The sequence below is a fragment of the Bradyrhizobium sp. S3.7.6 genome (assembly GCF_054061875.1).
Genome location: NZ_JBSSEQ010000001.1, coordinates 114,416 through 133,794, shown reverse-complemented (window position 1 = coordinate 133,794; position 19,379 = coordinate 114,416). Strand labels below are relative to the sequence as shown.

The 19,379-nt window shown below is 64.8% G+C and carries 18 protein-coding genes; 12 read left to right on the top strand and 6 right to left on the bottom strand.

Annotated features, from left to right (window positions below):
- Positions 1 to 7: 7 nt before the first annotated feature.
- Both ACVJ5M_RS00655 and ACVJ5M_RS00650 read right to left on the bottom strand, forming a co-directional pair.
- Positions 8 to 1,030: an aldo/keto reductase gene (locus ACVJ5M_RS00655; RefSeq protein ID WP_063985865.1), complete on the bottom strand. Its 1,023-nt coding sequence runs from the start codon at positions 1,028 to 1,030 to the stop codon at positions 8 to 10.
- Positions 1,031 to 1,336: 306 nt separating this feature from the next.
- The gene (locus ACVJ5M_RS00650; RefSeq protein WP_063986737.1) at positions 1,337 to 1,762 is read right to left on the bottom strand and encodes a PaaI family thioesterase; all 426 of its coding nucleotides are present in this window, start codon (positions 1,760 to 1,762) and stop codon (positions 1,337 to 1,339) included.
- A 71-nt stretch (positions 1,763 to 1,833) separates the two neighbouring features.
- Between ACVJ5M_RS00650 and ACVJ5M_RS00645 the strand changes: the two genes are divergently transcribed.
- On the top strand, positions 1,834 to 2,460 hold the full coding sequence (locus ACVJ5M_RS00645; protein ID WP_063985864.1) for an NUDIX hydrolase: 627 nt from the start codon (positions 1,834 to 1,836) through the stop codon (positions 2,458 to 2,460).
- Between the two features lie 56 nt (positions 2,461 to 2,516).
- Positions 2,517 to 3,731 (top strand): hypothetical protein, encoded by a 1,215-nt coding sequence (locus tag ACVJ5M_RS00640; protein ID WP_063985863.1) that lies wholly within the window; start codon positions 2,517 to 2,519, stop codon positions 3,729 to 3,731.
- Positions 3,732 to 3,903: 172 nt separating this feature from the next.
- Here ACVJ5M_RS00640 and ACVJ5M_RS00635 read toward each other — a convergent pair whose 3' ends face one another.
- Positions 3,904 to 4,212, bottom strand: coding sequence for a hypothetical protein (locus ACVJ5M_RS00635; protein ID WP_063986736.1), 309 nt, complete (start codon positions 4,210 to 4,212; stop codon positions 3,904 to 3,906).
- 197 nt (positions 4,213 to 4,409) lie between these two features.
- On the opposite strand from ACVJ5M_RS00635, the gene ACVJ5M_RS00630 reads away from it, so the two are divergent.
- The 5 genes from ACVJ5M_RS00630 to ACVJ5M_RS00610 all read left to right on the top strand — a co-directional run bounded on the left by ACVJ5M_RS00630 (position 4,410) and on the right by ACVJ5M_RS00610 (position 9,616).
- Entirely contained in the window at positions 4,410 to 4,889 is a 480-nt protein-coding gene (locus tag ACVJ5M_RS00630) for a hypothetical protein (protein ID WP_063985862.1), read from the top strand.
- A 209-nt stretch (positions 4,890 to 5,098) separates the two neighbouring features.
- Entirely contained in the window at positions 5,099 to 6,046 is a 948-nt protein-coding gene (locus ACVJ5M_RS00625; protein WP_063985861.1) for a TAXI family TRAP transporter solute-binding subunit, read from the top strand.
- Between the two features lie 190 nt (positions 6,047 to 6,236).
- Entirely contained in the window at positions 6,237 to 8,345 is a 2,109-nt protein-coding gene (locus tag ACVJ5M_RS00620) for a TRAP transporter permease (RefSeq protein WP_354099412.1), read from the top strand.
- Entirely contained in the window at positions 8,306 to 8,719 is a 414-nt protein-coding gene (locus ACVJ5M_RS00615) for a DUF1850 domain-containing protein (protein WP_063985859.1), read from the top strand. Before ACVJ5M_RS00620 ends, ACVJ5M_RS00615 begins: the two co-directional genes overlap by 40 nt.
- 90 nt (positions 8,720 to 8,809) lie before the next feature.
- Positions 8,810 to 9,616, top strand: a complete 807-nt coding sequence (locus tag ACVJ5M_RS00610; RefSeq protein WP_063985858.1) for an SDR family NAD(P)-dependent oxidoreductase — start codon at positions 8,810 to 8,812, stop codon at positions 9,614 to 9,616.
- A 166-nt stretch (positions 9,617 to 9,782) separates the two neighbouring features.
- Here ACVJ5M_RS00610 and ACVJ5M_RS00605 read toward each other — a convergent pair whose 3' ends face one another.
- Positions 9,783 to 10,553, bottom strand: coding sequence for a hypothetical protein (locus ACVJ5M_RS00605; RefSeq protein ID WP_456679231.1), 771 nt, complete (start codon positions 10,551 to 10,553; stop codon positions 9,783 to 9,785).
- A gap of 86 nt (positions 10,554 to 10,639) precedes the next feature.
- Positions 10,640 to 12,217 (bottom strand): cation:proton antiporter, encoded by a 1,578-nt coding sequence (locus ACVJ5M_RS00600; protein ID WP_084795312.1) that lies wholly within the window; start codon positions 12,215 to 12,217, stop codon positions 10,640 to 10,642.
- A gap of 117 nt (positions 12,218 to 12,334) precedes the next feature.
- Between ACVJ5M_RS00600 and ACVJ5M_RS00595 the strand changes: the two genes are divergently transcribed.
- The 5 genes from ACVJ5M_RS00595 to ACVJ5M_RS00575 all read left to right on the top strand — a co-directional run bounded on the left by ACVJ5M_RS00595 (position 12,335) and on the right by ACVJ5M_RS00575 (position 18,317).
- Positions 12,335 to 13,096 (top strand): tetratricopeptide repeat protein, encoded by a 762-nt coding sequence (locus ACVJ5M_RS00595; RefSeq protein WP_063985856.1) that lies wholly within the window; start codon positions 12,335 to 12,337, stop codon positions 13,094 to 13,096.
- Between the two features lie 134 nt (positions 13,097 to 13,230).
- Entirely contained in the window at positions 13,231 to 14,616 is a 1,386-nt protein-coding gene (locus ACVJ5M_RS00590; RefSeq protein WP_063985855.1) for a tetratricopeptide repeat protein, read from the top strand.
- A gap of 332 nt (positions 14,617 to 14,948) precedes the next feature.
- A complete protein-coding gene (locus ACVJ5M_RS00585) occupies positions 14,949 to 16,859 on the top strand; it encodes a propionyl-CoA synthetase (protein ID WP_063985854.1) in 1,911 nt (636 codons plus the stop codon).
- A 260-nt stretch (positions 16,860 to 17,119) separates the two neighbouring features.
- Positions 17,120 to 17,389: a hypothetical protein gene (locus ACVJ5M_RS00580; RefSeq protein ID WP_063985853.1), complete on the top strand. Its 270-nt coding sequence runs from the start codon at positions 17,120 to 17,122 to the stop codon at positions 17,387 to 17,389.
- Positions 17,390 to 17,570: 181 nt separating this feature from the next.
- Positions 17,571 to 18,317 carry an OmpW/AlkL family protein gene (locus ACVJ5M_RS00575; protein WP_063985852.1) on the top strand — a complete coding sequence of 249 codons (747 nt, stop codon included), beginning with the start codon at positions 17,571 to 17,573 and terminating at the stop codon, positions 18,315 to 18,317.
- A gap of 310 nt (positions 18,318 to 18,627) precedes the next feature.
- Here ACVJ5M_RS00575 and ACVJ5M_RS00570 read toward each other — a convergent pair whose 3' ends face one another.
- Positions 18,628 to 19,323 carry a DUF1013 domain-containing protein gene (locus ACVJ5M_RS00570; protein WP_063985851.1) on the bottom strand — a complete coding sequence of 232 codons (696 nt, stop codon included), beginning with the start codon at positions 19,321 to 19,323 and terminating at the stop codon, positions 18,628 to 18,630.
- Between the last annotated feature and the right edge of the window lie 56 nt (positions 19,324 to 19,379).

The following is a 19,379-nucleotide window of genomic DNA, read 5'->3' as shown; positions in this document are numbered from 1 at the left end:
TCAGCTCTCAAGCCGTCCGCGCGCGGCGTCCCTCGATCGGATAGGCGGGGTCGTTGTAGCCCGGCGTCGAGGGATGGCCCGGCACGACCAGCCGGTCGATCAGCGCCTCGTCATCCGCCGTGAAGCGGTAGTCGAGCGCGCGGATGTAGCCGTCCCACTGCTCCTCGGTGCGCGGGCCGGCGACGATCGAGCTGACAAAGGCGGAGTTCAGCACCCAGGCGACCGCGAACTGGCCGGCGGTGATGCCCTTCGTCTCGGCGTGGGTCTTGATCTCCTGCGCGAGCTGGAGCGATTCCGGCCGCCATTCCGTCTGCATCATGCGGGTGTCGTTGCGGCCGGCGCGTGTCTCCTTGTCCGGCGCGGCGTCGGGCTTGTACTTGCCGGTGAGCACGCCGCGCGCCAGCGGGCTGTAGGGCACGATGCCGAGGCCGTAATAGGAGCAGGCCGGGAAGTGCTCGACCTCGGGCATGCGGTTCACGGCGTTGTAATAAGGCTGGCTCACCGCGGGCCGGTCGATGCCGAGCCGGTCGCAGATGTTGCAGATCTCGGCGACGCGCCAGGCGCGGTAGTTCGAGACGCCGAAATAGCGCACCTTGCCGGCGCGGATCAGATCGCCCATCGCGCGCACCGTCTCCTCCAGCGGTGTCGCATGGTCTTCCTTGTGCAGATAATAGATGTCGATGTGGTCGGTGCCGAGCCGCTTCAGGCTCTCGTCGGCGGCCTGCAACACCCAGCGGCGCGACAGGCCGACACGGTTGGGATCGTCGCCCATACCAGTGTTCATGGGGTTGGCGAGTTTTGTGGCGAGCACCCAGGCGTGCCGGTTGTTGCCGATCGCGCGGCCGACGACCTCCTCGGAGCCGCCCTTCGAATAGGCATCCGCCGTGTCGATGAAATTGATCCCGGCCTCATGCGCCTTGGCGATGATCCGATTTGATGCGGCTTCATCGGTAGGTCCGCCGAACATCATGGTGCCCAGACAGATCGGCGAGACTTTCAGGCCGGTGCGGCCGAGCTGGCGGTATTGCATGGGCTGTTTCCTCAACGCTATCGAAGCTGGCAGCATAGCCAGCTAATTCCGTCATTGCGAGCGCAGCGAAGCAATCCAGAGATGCATCCGCGGAGAGATACTGGATTGCTTCGCTGCGCTCGCAATGACGAGATTGGGGAGGGCGCTTGCCGCACTCTCAGCTGTCATCGCCCGCGAAGGCGGGCGATCCAGTATTCCAGAGACGGCTGTGATTGAGCCGAGAGGCTGCGGCGTACTGGGTCGCCTGGTCAAGCCGGGCGACGACAGCGGTGGGTGTAGTTAGAGCGGCAGCCCGACCGCGCGACGCTACCCCGGCCCCTTCAAGATCTTGAACACGCCATTCGCCATCACGATGCAGCGACCATCCACCGTCACTTCCGTGCTCATGAAGATGAGGCTGCGCGTCGAGCGCACCACGCGGGGGCGGGAGATCAGGATGTCGCCGATCTGGCCGGCCTCGACGAAATGGGTGTCGAGCTGCACCGTCGCCATGAACTCCTTGCCGGAAACGTAGCGGGCGGTCATGCCGCAGGTACGGTCCGCGAACGTCATCATCACGCCGCCCTGGACCATGCCGCGGCGATTGTGGTGCTTGTCCTCGGTGGCGAGTGCGAATTCGTAATGGCCGTCGACCTTGCGCTCCCACAAGGGGCCGATCAGGTGCAAGAAGCCCGTGGTCTCCAGGATGCTCCAGCCGTCCGATTTGAGCCTTGCGGCGGCCTTGTTGGTCATGTGGTCGTCCATTGCTGCGCGGGCCTTGCGAGCTCATTTCATCGGGGCCTGACGTGGTGTAGTCAAGCATCATGAGACCATTCGACGATGCCACACGGCGGAATATCGCGGCTGCCTGCGCGGCCTTCACGCGCCTGCCGGAGGACGATGCGCCGGCCGCATTGAAACGCGCCGCGGTGGCGGTCGCGCTGACCGCGGCGAGTGACGGCGATGACACCGCATTCCTGCTCACGCTGCGCGCGTCACACCTGCGCGCCCATCGCGGCCAATGGGCCTTGCCGGGCGGCCGCTGCGATGCCGGCGAGACGCCGGTCGAAGCGGCGCTGCGCGAGCTTGATGAGGAGCTTGGCCTCCGCCTTTCGCACGCGGAGGTGCTCGGCACGCTCGACGATTATCCGACCCGCTCCGGCTATCTGATCACGCCGGTGGTGGTCTGGACGGCCGACAGTGCCGCGATCCGGCCGAACCCGGATGAGGTCGCCTCGGTCCACCGCATCGCGCTCGCCACGATCGAGCATGAAGACGCGTTCGACTTCATCGCGATTCCCGAAAGCTCCCGCCGCGTGATCCGCTTCCATCACGAGACGAGCCTGATTCACGCGCCGACCGCGGCGTTGATCTACCAGTTCCGCGAGGTGCTGGCGGGACGTCACACCCGCGTCACCGAGCTGGAACAGCCGGTGTTCGCCTGGAAGTGACGATGGTAAACGGCGCGTTAACGTGACGGTTACCGGATGCCTGCTAAGAGGGCAGCATGCATCACTCGATTCGAAAACATCTCGCGCTGGTTCCATTCGCGATCGTCCTGCTCGCGCCCACAGCGCAGGGCGGCGAGGCCGACGCGCTGCCGCCGGCCGTCCGCGATGCCAAGGCCCAGCTCTTGTCGCAGTTCTTTGCGCAAGGTGGGGCGTCGCCGGCCGTGCTCGAATATCGCCGCAAGCTGCAGGAATATCAGGCGGCGCGCGGGGCCTTCGACGAAGAGGCGGGTGCCTATTGGAGCCAGATCTCCGAGAAGCGGAAAGGCCGCAACGCCAAGCGGCGCAGCGGACAGCAGGTCACGCTTGACGATTATGTGCTGCAGCATCCGCCGCTCTATAACGGGCCGAAGCGGCCGGTGAATCCGGAGCCGGAGGAAACGCCGGAGCGTCCGACCAGAAAGCCGATACCGGTGGTCGCCGATCTCCTGCAAGCGGCGCGGGAGCTCTATCAGTTCACGCCGCAGCGGCCGTCCAGCGAGGTCGAGTTCAAGCGCGCCTATGCGCGCTACGCGCTCGCCTCCGGGCTGACGCGCGAGCAGGCGGTGCGGGTCTATTCGTTCGAGACCGGCGGCACCGGCAATTACGATGTGCAGGCGGGTATTGAGCATGGCGGCAAGCGCGCGATCTCGACCGCGATGGGCTACAACCAGCTCCTGACCACCAACAGCGTCGAGCTGCTGGCCGAGCAGGGCCATGAACTCATCCGTGCGCTCTCCGAGAAGGTGGCGCGGACGTCGGGACCGGCGCGCCAGCCGCTCGAGCACAAGCTTGCCGTGCTGAAGAAGATGGTGGCGCAGGCGAAATCGGTGCCGGACACCTGGTCGGAGCACGAGAAGATCGGCAACACCGCGCAGGGCTGGGCCATGCATGCCATGGTGCTCGACATCGATATCGGCCCGATGCTGCAAACCCATAAGCTTTTGACTTCGGTGCTGTTCGCGCGCACCAAGGGCTACACCCGGCCGCTCACCGCCGCCGAGCTCGAGATGATGAACCTCACCGGCGACGGCACCGGTCTCGACATGGTGACGATGCCGCAGGCCATGCGCGAGCAGGTGCCGACCTCGAACTTCTTCCAGCGCGGCGGCTACGAGCGCAACCCGGTCGCGATCCGTCACAACACGGTGGCCAAGCTGCTGGCGGTGACGGACACGCGGATGGACAGTAACAGCAACAATGCCGGCGCGCGGGAGCTGGCGGGGGCGTTTTAGTCCTCGCTGCCACATCCTCCGCTGTCATGCCCCGGCTTGACCGGGGCATCCAGTACGCCGCAGCCTCTCGATTGAAGCACAACGGCCTCTGGAATACTGGATCACCCGCCCCAGTGCGCAAGCGCGCACAAGGCGGGTGATGACACCGAGTGCTTGGGTTGGCCGTCGCCCCTTACTGATCCGACCCGAACTTGAACTTGCCGTCGCCTTCGAGATACGGGCCGCTGCGCATGTAGAGCTGGCCGTTGTGGCCGATGAAGAACAGCGTGCCTTTCGGCACCTTCTTGGCGCCCTTCAGGAGTTCACCGGCATTGTTGGTGCCCATCTTGTAGGAGAAGGTCTTGCCTTCCTTGTCATAGGCATAGCCGGTGTCGGGCTTGAGCTCCCAGGGCGTTGCCGCGGTCTGCGCCAATGCGGGTGCGCTGAATGCGCCGAGCGTTGCTGTGAGTGCAAGTGCAAATGTCTTCGTTGAAAATGCCATCATCCCATCCTCCCCATCGTTGGGGTTGCCATCTTGAACAAATCACGAACGGCGTTTACAGGTCAATTTGCGAAAGCGCCGCAGCGCATCACGTCCTGCCCAGCAGTTTGTGATTTTCCCTTCGTCCCCGCGCGACTATGTTCCGCTTTCAGTCTAGAACGCAATTCGACAAAAATATTGGTAGGGGGATGATTCGGATGAACCAAGTCGTGAAAGCCTGCTCAGCCGCCGCGCTGTTGGTGACGGCGCTGGCGCCCGCCGCCCGGGCGGATGACTACCAGCTCAGCCACAACCAGCGGATTTCGTGCAGCCGTGGCCTCGCCCCGGGCAAGCTGAACACCGCGACCTGCAAGTCCTACACCTACCTGTTCAATACCAAGACCTCGGAATATTTCCGCTGCCAGGTCTCGCTCGCGCTGACCCGCGACAACAAGGAAGTCATCAACGTCCAGACCGACGGCGGCTGCACCAAGAAGCCGCGCATCTTCGAGACCGACGGCAAATACGATTTCGACGCGACCGAGACCGAACCGCCGAACACCAACTCGTTCTTCGGCCCCGGCGGCTACTCGGTCTGGGCCGCCGACGTCACCGCGCAGAAGGTGCGCGGCTGCATCATCATCTCCTCCGGCCTCGGCTCCGACATCTCCAAGTGCCTGGACATGACCTTCCAATAAGGGCTTGCCAGCAAGAGCTTGCCAGTAAGGCTTGCCAGCGCGGCGAGACACGCGCCAGACCCTGACTGCGCCACCTCGCCGCACCCGCGGGTTCCCCAAAAATCGAGCCGGGTCAGCCGTTTACCGCAGTCCTGTTGTGACTTTTGGATGGGTTGACCCGCTTCCCCCATCCGGCCAATTTCCCGGCCGGTTTGGGGAGTACAACAACCATGAAACGGACGATTTTCGGCGCGGCCGCGGCTCTTGCCCTGGCGGCGTCGGCACCTTGCGCGCATGCGCAATCCTTCATCAACGTGCTGACCGGCGGCACCTCCGGCGTCTACTATCCGCTTGGGGTCGCGATCGGAAAGATTTACGGCGACAAGATTCCGAACGTGAAGACGCAGGTGCAGGCCACCAAGGCGTCGGTCGAGAACCTGATCCTGCTCCAGCAGGGCCGCGGTGAAATTGCGTTCACGCTGGGTGACTCGCTCAAAGCCGCCTGGGAGGGCGACGAGGAAGCCGGCTTCAAGTCCAAGCTGGACAAGCTGCGCACCATCGGCGCGATCTATCCGAACTACATCCAGATTGTCGCGACCGCCGAATCGGGCATCAAGACGCTCGCAGACCTCAAGGGCAAGAGCCTCTCGGTCGGCGCGCCGAAGTCGGGCACCGAGCTCAATTCCCGTGCGATCCTCGCGGCCGCAGGTATGACCTATAAGGACCTCGGCAAGGTCGAATATCTGCCGTTCGCCGAATCCGTCGACCTCATGAAGAACCGCCAGTTGGGCGCGACGCTTCAATCGGCCGGCCTTGGCGTCGCCTCGCTGAAGGATCTCTCGAGTTCGGCCTCGATCACCGTGGTGTCGGTGCCGAAGGAGACCATCGACAAGATCGGCCCGCCCTTCATCTCGGCAATCATTCCGGCCAATACCTATACCGGCCAGGACAAGGACGTGCCGACCGCGGCCGTGGTCAACTATCTCGTGACGAGCTCCGCGGTGTCGGACGACCTCGCCTACCAGATGACCAAGCTGATCTTCGAGTCGCTGCCCGAATTGCAGAACGCCCATGCCGCGGGCAAGGAGATCAAGCTCGAGGCGGCCGCCACCGGCAGCCCGGTTCCGCTGCATCCCGGCGCGATCCGCTATTACAAGGAAAAAGGGCTGATCAAGTAGTCAGCTTTCGTTATCGGACGTCATGGCCGGGCAAAAGCGCGAAGCGCGTCTTCGCGCAGATGTCCCGGCCATCCACGTTCTTGGAGGCGCCGTGAGCCGTGGATGGCCGGGACAAGCCCGGCCATGACGGTGTGGCGAGCGGAAGCTCAATGTTATAAGCGCCGCAGATGATGGGCGCGGGGATACGGGCATGTTGCAGGCAGAGGGCTCCGCAGAGCCCATCAAGGTTGAATTCGACAATTTCGAGCACGGTTTTCCGGAAGGTTTTGGTCCGGGCTGGTGGGGCCAACTCGCCTACTGGATCGGCATCGCCTTCGCCACCTTCCAGCTCTATGTCGCCGCCTTCAACTATCTGCCGAGCCAGGTGGTGCGCGGCGTCCATGTCGGCTTCCTCGTTCTCCTCACCTTCGGCCTGATCGCCAATTTCACCGCGAAGAGCGATGTCGGTCGCGCGCTCGGCTGGGTGATCGGCGGCGCCGGCTTCTTCTGCGGCCTCTATCAGTGGATCTTCTATGCCGACCTGATTGCGCGCGACGGCGATCCGACCAGGCTCGATCTCGCGGTCGGCACCCTGCTCGCGGTGCTGATCTTCGAGGGCACGCGGCGCCTGATGGGCGCGGCGCTGCCATTGATGTGCGGCGCATGTCTCGTCTACTGGTTCTTCGGGCAGTATCTGCCGTCGCCGCTCAACCATCGCGGCTATGACTTCGACCAGATCGTCACGCATCTGTCGTTCGGCACCGAAGGCTTTTACGGCGTGCCGATCTACGTCTCGGCGACCTACATCTTCCTGTTCATCCTGTTCGGCTCGTTCCTGGAGCGCGCCGGCATGATCCAGCTCTTCACCGACGTTTCTCTTGGGCTATTTGGCAGGACCCGCGGCGGCCCCGCCAAGGTCGCAGTGTTCGCCTCGGGCATGATGGGCACGATCTCCGGCTCCGGCGTCGCCAACGTCGTCACGGTCGGCCAGTTCACGATTCCGCTGATGATCAAGTTCGGCTATCGCCGCGCCTTTGCGGCGGGTGTCGAGGCGACGGCCTCGATGGGCGGCCAGATCATGCCGCCGGTGATGGGCGCGGTCGCCTTCATCATGGCGGAGACGCTCGGCGTCCAGTACTCGGAAATCGTCAAGGCGGCGGCGGTCCCCGCCATCCTCTATTTCGCGTCCGCCTTCTGGATGGTCCATCTCGAAGCCGGCAAGCACGGCCTCGTCGGCATGAAGCGCTCGGAGATTCCGAGTGCCTGGAAGGCGCTGGTGACGCGCTGGTATCTCGTGCTGCCGCTCGCGGCGCTCGTCTACATGCTGTTCGAGGGCTTTACGCCGCTCTATGCCGGCAGCATGGGCCTTGCGCTCACGGTGACGCTGATCCTGGGCGCCAGCATCACGGCCGGCGCCTCCTCGATGGTCGTCCGCTCCATCTTCTGGATCGGACTTGCGCTCGTCGTCGGCGCGCTGTCGCGCGACGGTCTCCAGATCGTGCCGGTCGCGAGCGTCGTCGTCGGGCTGATCGTGATCACGGCGTTCGTGCGCGGCGGGTTCGCGGCCTTGCGCGAATGCCGCAATGCGCTGGCCGAGAGTGCGAAGTCGGCGATCACGGTGGGTATGGCCTGCGCCATCGTCGGCGTCATCATCGGCATGATGTCGCAGACCGGCGTCGGCACCATTTTTGGCAGCTGGGTGATCGGTCTCGGCGAGAAGAGCCTGTTCCTGGCGCTGATCATGACCATGCTGCTGTCGATCCTGCTCGGCACGGGCATTCCGACCATCCCGACCTACATCATCACCGCCGCGCTCGCCGCGCCGGCGCTGGCGAAGCTCGGCGTGCCCTTGATCGCGAGCCATATGTTCGCGTTCTATTACGGCATCATGGCCGACCTCTCGCCGCCGGTGGCACTCGCCGCATTGGCGGCGGCGCCGATCGCGAAGGAGAATCCGGACAAGATCGGCTGGGAGGCGATGCGCATCGCGCTTGCCGGTTACGTCATTCCGTTCATCTTCGTCTATTCCCCGGCGCTGATGCTCCAGGCCGGCGACCCCATGGCGGCCAAGCTCGGCTTCTACGGCGCGGTGGCGCTCGCGACCTTCAAGGCGCTGGTGGCGATCGGCCTGTTCGGCATGGTCGCGATCGGCTTCCTGTTCACGCGCATGACGCTGCTCGAACGCGTGCTCGCGCTCGGCGCCGCGCTCTGCCTGCTCGGTGACTTCGCCTTCAGCGACACCGTGGGCTTCCTGCTCTCCGCCGCGCTCGTGCTGTGGCAATGGCGGCAGCGTCCGCCGGCAATTGTCGAGGCGGTGTGAGCCTCTGTTTCGCAACAGCTTCAGGCGTGAAAGCGCTCGCGCTTTCCGCCTTCACGCTGGTGTGGACGCATTCGATTGCGAAGGTCGACTGGCAGGAGGACTGGCGCGTGACGCCTGCCGGCCTCGAACTGGTGCAGGCGCGCGTCAAGGGCACCGGGCCCGGCATGGAGCCGCCGCCCGAGGCGCGGCTCGTCGACGGCTGGTTTCAATGGCAGCCGCAGCGTGCACCGATGCCGGAGGTCGTGCTCGGCAATTCGGGTGCGGCCGGGGAATGGCGGTTATGCCATGACGGGAAGTGCCGGACGTTGTCGGAGATTGTCGGGCACCCGATCGGTGCTAACGTCACGACGATGAAGATTTGTAACGATCCGTAGCCCGGATGAAGCGAAGCGCAATCCGGGAACAGTCGCCCCGGATTGCGCTGCGCTCCATCCGGGCTACAAGAACAGCAAGGGAGAAATGCGATGGATCGGCTCAAGGGCAAGGTTGCGATGGTGGTGGGCGCCGGCTCGATCGGGCCCGGCTGGGGCAACGGCAAGGCGACCGCGGTGACCTTTGCGCGCGAGGGCGCGCAGGTGTTTTGCGTCGACCGCAACGGTGCGGCAGCCGAGGAGACAGCGAAGATCATCACGGGTGAGGGCGGCAATGCGACTGCCTTCACCGCGGACGTCTCGCGCGCGAGCGAGATCGAGGCGATGGTGGCGGCGTGCCTGAAGGCCTATGGCCGCATCGACGTGCTCGACAACAATGTCGGCATCGCCGAGATGGGCAGCGTGGTCGAGGTCGCCGAGGAGAGCTGGGACCGCGTCTTCACTGTCAACCTCAAGAGTGCCTATCTCGCCATGAAGCACGTCGTCCCCGTGATGGTGAAGCAGGGCGGCGGCTCGATCATCAACATCTCCTCGATCGCCTCGATCCGGCATGTCGGGATTTCCTATGTCAGCTACAACGCCAGCAAGGCCGCGATGAACCAGCTGACGCGCTCGACCGCGATCGAGTTCGCGAAGAACCATGTGCGGGTGAATGCAATCCTGCCCGGTCTGATGAAGACGCCGATGGTGGAGCATTCCGCGGGTCTCGCGAACAGCTACGCCAAGGGCGACGTCGAGGCGATGTGGCGCGCCCGCGATGCGCAGGTGCCGATGGGGCACATGGGCGAGGCCTGGGACGTCGCCAATGCCGCGCTGTTCCTGGCGTCGGACGAGTCGAAATATGTGACGGGGATCGAGCTCGTGGTCGACGGCGGGATCACGTGCAAGGCGGGGGCGTAGCTCCAATTTCCGTCGTCGTCCCGGGACGCGCAAAGCGCGAACCCGGGACCCATAGCCACAGGACGAAGTTGCCGCGCGAGCTAGCAACTCCGAGTCTTCGCCAAACCACGTCCTGTGGCTATGGGTCCCGGATCTGCGCTGCGCTTGTCCGGGACGACAGCGGTGACTACTGCGCCAGCGCCAGAATCCCGCCGGCAAACGAATGCCACGCCGCACTCTCGCTGATCGGCCAGTTCAGCACCTTCACCGCCAGCAGCGCGAGCGTGCCGTAAATGTAGACCGGGTGCACGCGGCCATCGGTGCGCCAGTCGCGCGCCATGGCGACGACAAGCAGGAGCGACGCGACCACGGCCGGGGCGATCGTGACGGGCACCGGCGGCGGGCCGGGAGGACCGGGAGGCGCGAGGAAGGTAATGAACCAGCGCGCGATCGCGGCATCGAGGATCGAGACCGCGGCAAGCAGCATCAGGCGCTTGTGAATCTCGGGCTTTCGCGTGTTCACGATCGCGAGCACGAACACCACCGCGAAGAACGCGATGCCGCTCATCGGCACGATCGAGAAGCCGATGCCGGCATCCTTCTGCCCAAGTGCGGCGGCGTGCTGCATCACGTGCACCGAGGCGAGGACGCCGAAGATCGTCATCGCGGTCGCAAGCGACACGCCGGCAATCCCGAGTGCGCGGTGATTGACCACGCGGCCCGACGCCGCGAGCCAGGTCTGGATCACGAAATAGAGAGACCAGGTGAAGAACAGGAGCCCGTGAAAATGAATCACCGGGCTCGCCGAAAACGTCCGCTGCGCGAGCGGTACGAAATAGGTCGGCGCGAAGCCGAGAAACGCGGTGGCTGCGCAGGCCAGTGCCATATTGAGATAAAAATATCGTGCAGGCGACGCATCACGCGCGCGTACACGACGGTCGTCGATCAAGGTCGTCATCTGGAATGAGTCTGGAGAGGCGGTGTTTGGTTCAAGCTCCTAACCACCTGGATAGGCCGGCACGCCGCTCAACGCTCGAGCGGAGTTTAACCGTCGGCGCTCAATTCTGCGCGATCGAGCTCTTCCTCGATCCGGTGAAACGCGTCGTCGCCGATCACTTCGGTATCGCGAAGGCCGAGGATCGATTTGCGCGCGGCCTCGATGGCGCGGCGGCGCAGCGGATCGGCGGGCAATTCGCCGCTGGCGATGCCGCCGTGCGGATCGTCGTCGGCCTGCATCAGGATGGCGCGGTATTCGAGCCGCAGGATTTCCGCCTCCTCCGACGGATCGTCCTCGATCGCATCGAGCGCGGCGCGATAGGCGACTGCGCGGGCGCGCGCGACCTCGATACCGACGGGATCGTCGTCCTTGAGGCCGAAGGCGAGAATCAGCGGCCGCAGCGTCAGGCCCTGGATGACCAGCGAGCCCAGCACCACCGCAAAGGCGATGAAGACGATGAAGTCGCGGTAGGGGAAGTTTTCCGGCAAGGCGAAGGCGGTGGCGAGCGTGACGAGACCGCGCATGCCGCACCAGGAGATGATGAGGCCACCCTTCGGCGAGGCAACCTGCTTGGGATCCTTCGGATGATAGAGCCCGTGCGCGATCAGGACGCGCAGCGTCGCGCGGTAGAACGTGATCCAGGCAAGCCGCACCAGGACCACCGTGAGCAGGATCCAGGCTGCGGCCACGCAATATTCCCAGCGCACCTCCGCGTCGAGCCGCGTCCAGATCGGCCGCATCTGCATGCCGATCAGCATGAAGGCGAGCACGTTGAGCACGAACACCATCGTTTCCCAGACCGCATAGGACGGCACCCGTAACCGCGCCGGCATGCGCGCCCCCGCCGTGCGCGCGACGGTGATGGCGTAGACGACGATGGTGAGGATGCCGGAGAGGCCGAGATGCTCGGCTGCGATCCAGACCATGAAGGTGGTGGCGAACTGCACGATGATCGCGCTCGGCGCTTCCTTCACGCGTTCCAGGAACAGCGGGATGATGCGCCCGGCCAAAAGACCGGCGAGGACGCTGCCGACCAGCCCGAGTGCGATCGTCGGCGCGACCTCGCTCCATTTCAGATGCTCCATGACGACAGCGCCGACCGCGATGCGATAGATCAGGAGCGCGCTGGCGTCGTTGAGCAGGCTCTCGCCCTCCAGGACCTTCACCATGCGATAGGGCAGCTTGACCTGGCTCAGGATTGCAACCGCTGCCGCGGCATCCGGCGGGGCCACGATGGCGCCGAGCGCAATGGCGGCGGCCCAGGGCATGTCAGGCATCAGCCGGTGCGCGACGAAGGCCACGCCGACCGTGGTCAGGCCGACCGCGGCGACCACCAGGGTCGAGACCGGAACCCAGTTGTTGCGGAGATCGCGCAGCGAGGTGTCGAAGGCGGCATCCATCAGCACCGGTGCGACAAAAAGTGCCAAGGCGAGGTCGGGTTCGAGCGTCCAGGAGGGGCTGTTCGGCACGAAGGCGATCAGCGCGCCGCCGATGGCGAGAAAGGTCGGGTAGGGGACCTTGATCCGCCGCGCCAGCGCCGATAATGCAACGGCGCCGAGCAGAAGCACGATGATCCATTCGAATGTCGACACGTTGATCCCCGAAACCGATTTTGGCCGTGCCACAAGCTAGCACCAATCCGGCCGTATGATGGATAGTGCACCCTCAAGGCAAGGCTCAAGCCAGACCCAGGCCAAAACCCAGGCCAAGACTCAAGCCAAGACTTTCCGACTGCAGCTAGCATGCGTTCTCAAAATCTCATTCGATTGTCCGGCGCGGTGGCGCTCTGTGCGCTTTCGCTAGGGGCGGCCCATGCCGCGACCGGCGGCGAGCCCGCCGCCGTCGTGCAGGTCGATGTCGCGCCGTGCCTCGCTGCTGCTGCCGCCGACGACATGGACAAGGCCGGCTCCGCCTGCGCCTCCGTCATCGACAACGAGAAGACGGCCAAGGCGGACCTGGTCAAGGCGCTGGTCGCGCGCGGCGCGCTTTATGCGCGGCATGACCAGGTCGACCGTGCGATCGCCGACGACAGCCGCGCTCTTCAGCTCGATCCGACCCTGGCCGACCTCTTCAACGCCCGTGGCGAGCTCTGGCTGAAGAAGGGCGATAAGCCGAAGGCGGTGCAGGATTTCGGCGCCGCGCTGAAGATCGATCCGAACCACGAGAAGGCCAAGGCCAATCACAAGGCGATGGCGCGCGAGCTCGAGCGGATCGGCGCGCAGATGGCGGTGGCCGGCAAGCCCAGCTTCAATTGCAGGAGTGCGGCCCGGGCCGTCGAGAAGGCGATCTGCGCCAACCGCGAGCTCGCCGATCTCGATCGGGAGATTTTTGCGTCGAACGCCCGCGCGATCCGGGAGGCACGCAATCCTGCGGAAGCTAAGGCGCTTCAGCGCGAGCAGGACGAGTTCATTGTCCGCCGCAATGCTGGATTTGGCCGGCCGGGCTATGATCTCAAGAAAGCGATGCAAGACAGATTGCAGCGGCTGAACGGGGTGGACGGGTAGTGAGGCGGTCTTCGGCTCTCCCCGCAAGCGGGGCGAGGGAGTGCGGGCGGCGGTGCGTCCCAACAGGGCCGAATTGAACCCATTCCTCGCCCGCCGCGACAATGGTGAAAACCTGATGTCACGGAGTCTCCCTGATGTGCGGCACGCGTTCTTCCGCGCAAATGTTCCCGTTTGCCAAAATTCCGCTTCGCGCCTTCCTGCTCAGCGCTGCAATGAGCCTTGTCCTCGCCGCCCCGGCCTCTGCTGCCGTCGATTGCGTGATGGGCAGCAAGACTGCGCCCGCCGAACTGATCACGGCGTGCGGCGCCATCATCGACCAGACCACCAATTCGAGCTCAGACCGCGCCGCCGCGCTGCTGGTGCGCGCCGACGCCAATGCGCGAACCTCAGGCGGCCTCACGCAGGCGCTGCGGGATATCGACCGCGCCATCGCGCTGGACGGCAAGAACGCAAAGGCATGGCGCCTGCGCGGCGACCTGCTGCGCGAGGCCGGCGGCGATCTCAACCGTGCCGCGGCTGATCTCAGCAAGGCCATCGAGCTCGATCCGCAGGACGCGGAAGCCTACGAGCTGCGCGGCGTCGTCTACACCAATCAGCGCCGGCTCGACCGCGCGCTCGCCGATTACGATCAGGCGATCAAGCTGAAGCCGGATGATGCGCAGGCCTGGTCCGACCGCGGCGTGAACTATTATCTCGGCGGCGACAACGAGAAGGCGATCCGCGATCTCAGCGAGGCGCTGCGGCTCGATCCGAACCGGCCGCGCGCCTACACCAATCGCGGCGCGGCCTACAAGAAGCTCGGCCAGCTCGACAAGGCGGTCGCCGATGACGGCGAGGCGATCAAGCTCGATCCGAAGGTCCCCGAATATTACGACAATCGTGGCCTGGTACTGGCCGCAATGGGTGAGTACGACAAGGCGATCGCCGACTACGACCAGGCGCTGCGGCTGGCGCCGCGGCCGAGCTTCTTCACCAACCGCGGCGATTCCTACCAGCTCAAGGGCGAGCTTGGCGCGGCGCTCAGCGACTACGAGGCTGCGCTGAAGATCGATCCGAATTTCGCGCAGACCTATAACAACCGCGCGGTGCTCTACAAGAAGATGAGTGAGCGCAGGAAGGCGCTGGCCGATTACGAGACGGCGCTGAAGCTCGATCCCGGCAACGAGAACGCGGCCAACGGCCGCCGCACCATGATGGCGGAGATCGCGAAGTTCGGCGCCGAGCCGCTGCGTCCGCTCGCGGCGAATTCCGGCAACGGCCCGTCGTTCGATTGCGCCACGGCGAAGCGCGAGGTCGAGAAGGTGATCTGCGCCGATCCGCAACTCGGCGTGCTCGATCGCCAGATCGCCGAGACCTATGAGCGCGTGCTGAAGGTTACGAAAGGCCGCTCGGCCGGCGATCTCCGCAAGACCCAGCGCGATTTCCTCGCCACGCGGAATGCGAGCTTCGGCCGGCCTGGCTATGATCTGAGGAAGGTCATGCAGGATCGGTTGCAGCGGCTGAATGCGATGGAGAGTTGAGGCGCCTCTACGCGCACACTGCGTTCCCTCCCCCCTTGCGGGGGAGGGTTAGGGAGAGGGTGGCCACAAACTCTAGACTGAGTTCGTGGCCACCCCTCTCTCCCGCTCTCCCCCGCAAGGGGGGAGGGGGCTCACCTTTGTCGTGGCTCCAGCTTGCCTCGATGGCCTTTCTTCCCTCCCTCCCAAAGACCCATCCTTTTCAGCTTGAACCGCGGCCCGTTCCCGGGAAAATACCTCTCAAACAACGCCGGCACTTGATCCCTGTCATGGCGGGACGCTCGTCCTGTCGGTCAGGTCAAGGCAAGGCGACTAAAGGGAACGGGAGCGCGGGAATGAACGTCAAGGGAACGAGTCTCTATCACGAGGTCCATGCGCGCTCGCTGGCTGATCCCCAGGGCTTCTGGGCCGAGGCGGCCACGGAGATCGACTGGATCGAGCCGCCAAAGACGATCTTCGATGCCTCGCAGGGCGTCTACGGCCGCTGGTTCATGGGGGGCGTCGTCAACACCTGCTACAACGCGCTCGACCGCCATGTCGAACGCGGCCGCGCCGACCAGGTTGCGCTGATCCATGATTCGCCGCTGACGGGCTCGGTCACCAAGTTCACCTATGCGGAGCTATTGGGTGAGGTGCAGGCGCTCGCCGCCATCATGCAGGATTTTGGCGTCGCCAAGGGCGATCGCGTCATCCTGTATATGCCGATGGTGCCGGAAGCCGTCGTCGCGATGCTCGCCTGCGCGCGCATCGGCGCGGTGCACTCGGTGGTGTTCGGCGGCTTTGCCGCCAAGGAACTCGCCACCCGCATCGACGACGCTCAGCCGAAGCTCATCCTCTCCGCGAGCTGCGGCATCGAGCCCGGCCGGATCGTGCAGTACAAGCCGCTGCTCGACGAGGCGATCAAGCTTGCGGGCACGAAGCCGAAGGCCTGCATCGTGCTGCAACGTCCCCAGCACATCTGCGACCTCACGCCGGGCCGCGACTACGATTGGGCGAGCCTGCGCCGCAAGGCGATGAACGACGGCAAGAAGGCCGCTTGTGTGCCTGTCGCCGCCACCGATCCGCTCTACATCCTCTACACCTCAGGCACGACCGGGATCCCCAAGGGTGTCGTGCGTGACAATGGCGGCCATCTCGTCGCGGTGAAATGGTCGATGTTCAACCTCTATGGCGTCAAGCCGGGCGAGGTCTGGTGGTGTGGCTCCGACATCGGCTGGGTGGTCGGCCACAGCTACATCATCTATGGCCCGCTGCTGCATGGTGCGACGTCGATCATGTACGAGGGCAAGCCAATCGGCACGCCCGATGCCGGCGCGTTCTGGCGCGTCATCAGCGAGCACAAGGCGGTCGCCTTCTTCACCGCGCCGACGGCGTTCCGCGCGATCCGCAAAGAGGATCCGGAAGGCAAGTTCATCCGGCAATACGACCTGTCGCAATTCCGCACGCTGTTCCTCGCCGGCGAGCGTGCCGATCCGCCGACGGTGGAATGGGCGGAGCAGCAGCTCAAGGTGCCGGTGATCGACCATTGGTGGCAGACCGAGACGGGCTGGTGCATCGCCGGCAATCCGGTCGGTCTCGGCATGCTGCCGGTGAAGCATGGCTCGCCGACGGTGCCGATGCCGGGCTACCAGGTTGACGTCGTCGACGAAGCCGCAAAGCCCGTCGGCCCCAACACCATGGGCTCGATCGTCATCAAGCTGCCGATGCCGCCGGGTTGCCTGCCGACGCTGTGGAATCAGGATGCGCGCTTCAAGGACGCCTACCTCACTGAATTCCCCGGCTACTACAAAACCTCGGACGCCGGCTACAAGGATGAGGACGGCTATGTCTTCGTGATGGGCCGCACCGACGACATCATCAACGTCGCCGGCCATCGTCTCTCCACGGGCGGCATGGAGGAGATTCTGGCCTCGCATCCGGACGTCGCCGAATGCGCCGTGCTCGGCGTCAAGGACGCGATCAAGGGCGAGGTGCCCTGCGGCTTCCTGGTGCTCAAGGCCGGCGTGAAGCGCGCGCCTGCGGAGATCGAAAAGGAGATCGTCGCGCTGGTGCGCGACAGGCTCGGCCCCGTCGCCGCCTTCAAGCTCGCCATCACCGTCGGCCGCCTGCCGAAGACGCGCTCGGGGAAGATCCTGCGCGGCACCATCAAGAAGATCGCCGATGGCGAAGCCTGGACCATGCCGGCCACGATCGAGGATCCCAAGGTGCTGGACGAGATCGGCGAGGCGCTGAAGGGCAGGGTGTGAGGCGATCTCCGCTGTCATCACCCGCGAAAGCGGGTGATCCAGTACGCCGCGGCCGGAGTTGTGTGACCCAATGACCGCCGCGGAGTACTGGATTCCCCGCCTGCCGCCTACGCTAAAGCTTCGGCGCCCCTGGACCTCAACCCCGGCGAAGCCTTGGCGTAGCCGGGTCGCGGGGAATGACAGCGCGTGGGGAACGACGCCCAGGGACTTACAATCTCCTCATTCCGGGCTAAACAGGGCCGGCCAACAGGGGACCTCGTATGCCACTCGCCACCGCGCCGCGCCTGCTTGTCGCCGTGCTGCTCGCCATCGCTGTCTCCGCCTGCTCCGCGCGCTACCAGACGCCGGTGGCGGTGGGCGGTGACGATGACGACGCGGTCTGTCAGAGTCGCGGCTATGCGCAGGGCTCGCCCGAATACGTGGCCTGCCGCAAGGACCGCGACGTCCAGCGCAACGCTGCCACCGCCCGGTCCGACCGCCGTCAGCGCGATCTCGGCGAGTACATGCTGAACCATCCCGACCGGCCGTGACATCGGCTACGGAATTATCCTGCGCATTCATTCGCGTATCTCGTGACACATCGGCAACGCCACAACCAAATCGTGTCGCGTCAGTCCTGATTTGATCGGCGTCAAATCCATCACCATCCCCTTTCTGCTCTGACGCTGACGTCGCGCAACGACGCGCGAGAGATGGCTGAAGGGGAATGCAATGAACGGAACGACAAAAAACCTGGCGCGGCTTGCGACGGTTGGCGCGATGCTCGTGGGGACTTTTGGCTCGGTGCAGGCGGCCGATCTGCCTGTCTACAAGAAGGCACCGCCGTCGGTAGAAGCGTTCAATCCGTGGATGGTGCGTCTGCGCGTGCTTGGCGTGTTGCCGGATGCCGGTAGCTCAACCGTCAATGTCGCAGGCGTGCCGTCGCTGTCGTCGCCGAATTCCGGGCTCTCGATCAGCGACCAGGTCGTGCCCGAGCTCGACATCAGCTATTTCTTCACCAAGAACATCGCGGCCGAGCTGATCCTCGGCGTGACCAGGCACTCGATCAGCGGCAACGGCTCGCTCGCGAACCTGCCGATCGGCAAGACCACGCTGCTGCCGCCGACGCTGACCTTGCAATATCACTTCGACAATTTCGGCGCGTTCAAGCCGTATATCGGCGCCGGCGTGAACTACACCGTGTTCTTCAACAATTCGGCTGCCAATACGCCAGCCGCCATCGTCGGTCCGCCCGCGATCGTTGCCACCACCACCAGCGTGCACGTCAGCAACGCCTGGGGCGGTGCCGTGCAGTTCGGCTTTGACTACATGCTCGACCGGCACTGGGGTCTCAACGTCGACGTCAAGAAGCTCTGGCTGCGGCCGGATTACTCAGCGACCGTCAGTGGCCTGCCGGTCACAGGCACCGCGCATATCGATCCGTGGCTGGTCGGTGGCGGTGTGACGTACAAGTTTTGATACGTCGTTGCTGTCGTTTTCGAGCTGTCGCCTAGGCGAACCCTGCGCTCCCTCCCCCCTTGCGGGGGAGGGCAGGGGAGAGGGGTAGCCCAGCAAACGGTGCGTGAGAGTCGCGCGAGACGCTTTGAGTTGATGGAGAGAGTCCCCGTGGGGCACCCCTCTCCCTAACCCTCCCCCGCAAGGGGGGAGGGGACTGCAGCTTGCGTGTGGCTGCATCTGTGCCGATCGCGAGGGTCTCCGCAAAACAAAAACGCGGCAGGTTTCCCTGCCGCGTTCAAATTGCGTTCGATCGTAAACCGGGAGGGGAGCCTTACTCCTCCTCCTCGTCCTGCTTCTTGCCGCCGAGCGTCTTCAGCTTGGCGAACACGGCGTCGACGTTGAGATCGTCGTTCGATCGCTCCGCCGGCTCGTACTCGTCCTTCTTGGTGGTTTCGGAAGCCGGCAGCAGGGTGGCGCCGCCATAGGCTGTGTCGATCGGCTTTTCCTTCGCCGCGCGCGCCACTTCGAAATCGAGCTCGATCTGCGAGCAAAGGCCAAGCGTCACCGGGTCGATCGGGGTCAGCTGGGAGGTGTTCCAGTGGGTACGGTCGCGAACGCTGGCGATGGTGCTCTTGGTGGTGCCGACCAGACGCATGATCTGGGCGTCCTTGAGCTCCGGATGGCTGCGCAGCAGCCAGAGGATGGCGCTCGGGCGCTCGTGGCGGCGGGAGACCGGGGTGTAGCGCGGGCCCTTGCGCTTGGGCTGCGGCGGCAGCACGACCTTGCTCTCCTGAAGGCGGAGCCGGTAGTCCGGGTTCTTCTCGCCCTTCTCGATCTCCTCGCGGGTCAGCTGGCCGTTGGAGAGGGGATCCATGCCCTTGATGCCCTGGGCAGCGTCGCCGTCGGCGATCGCACGCACCTCGAGGGGATGCATCTTGGTGAAATCGGCGACCTGGTCGAAGGTCAGCGCGGTGTTGTCGAGCAGCCAGACGGCGGTCGCCTTGGGCATCAGAGGTGCGTTGCTCATGGCAAATCTCCTTTGTGCTTCGCCCACCCCTCTGGAGGCGAAACCGGTGGTCATCA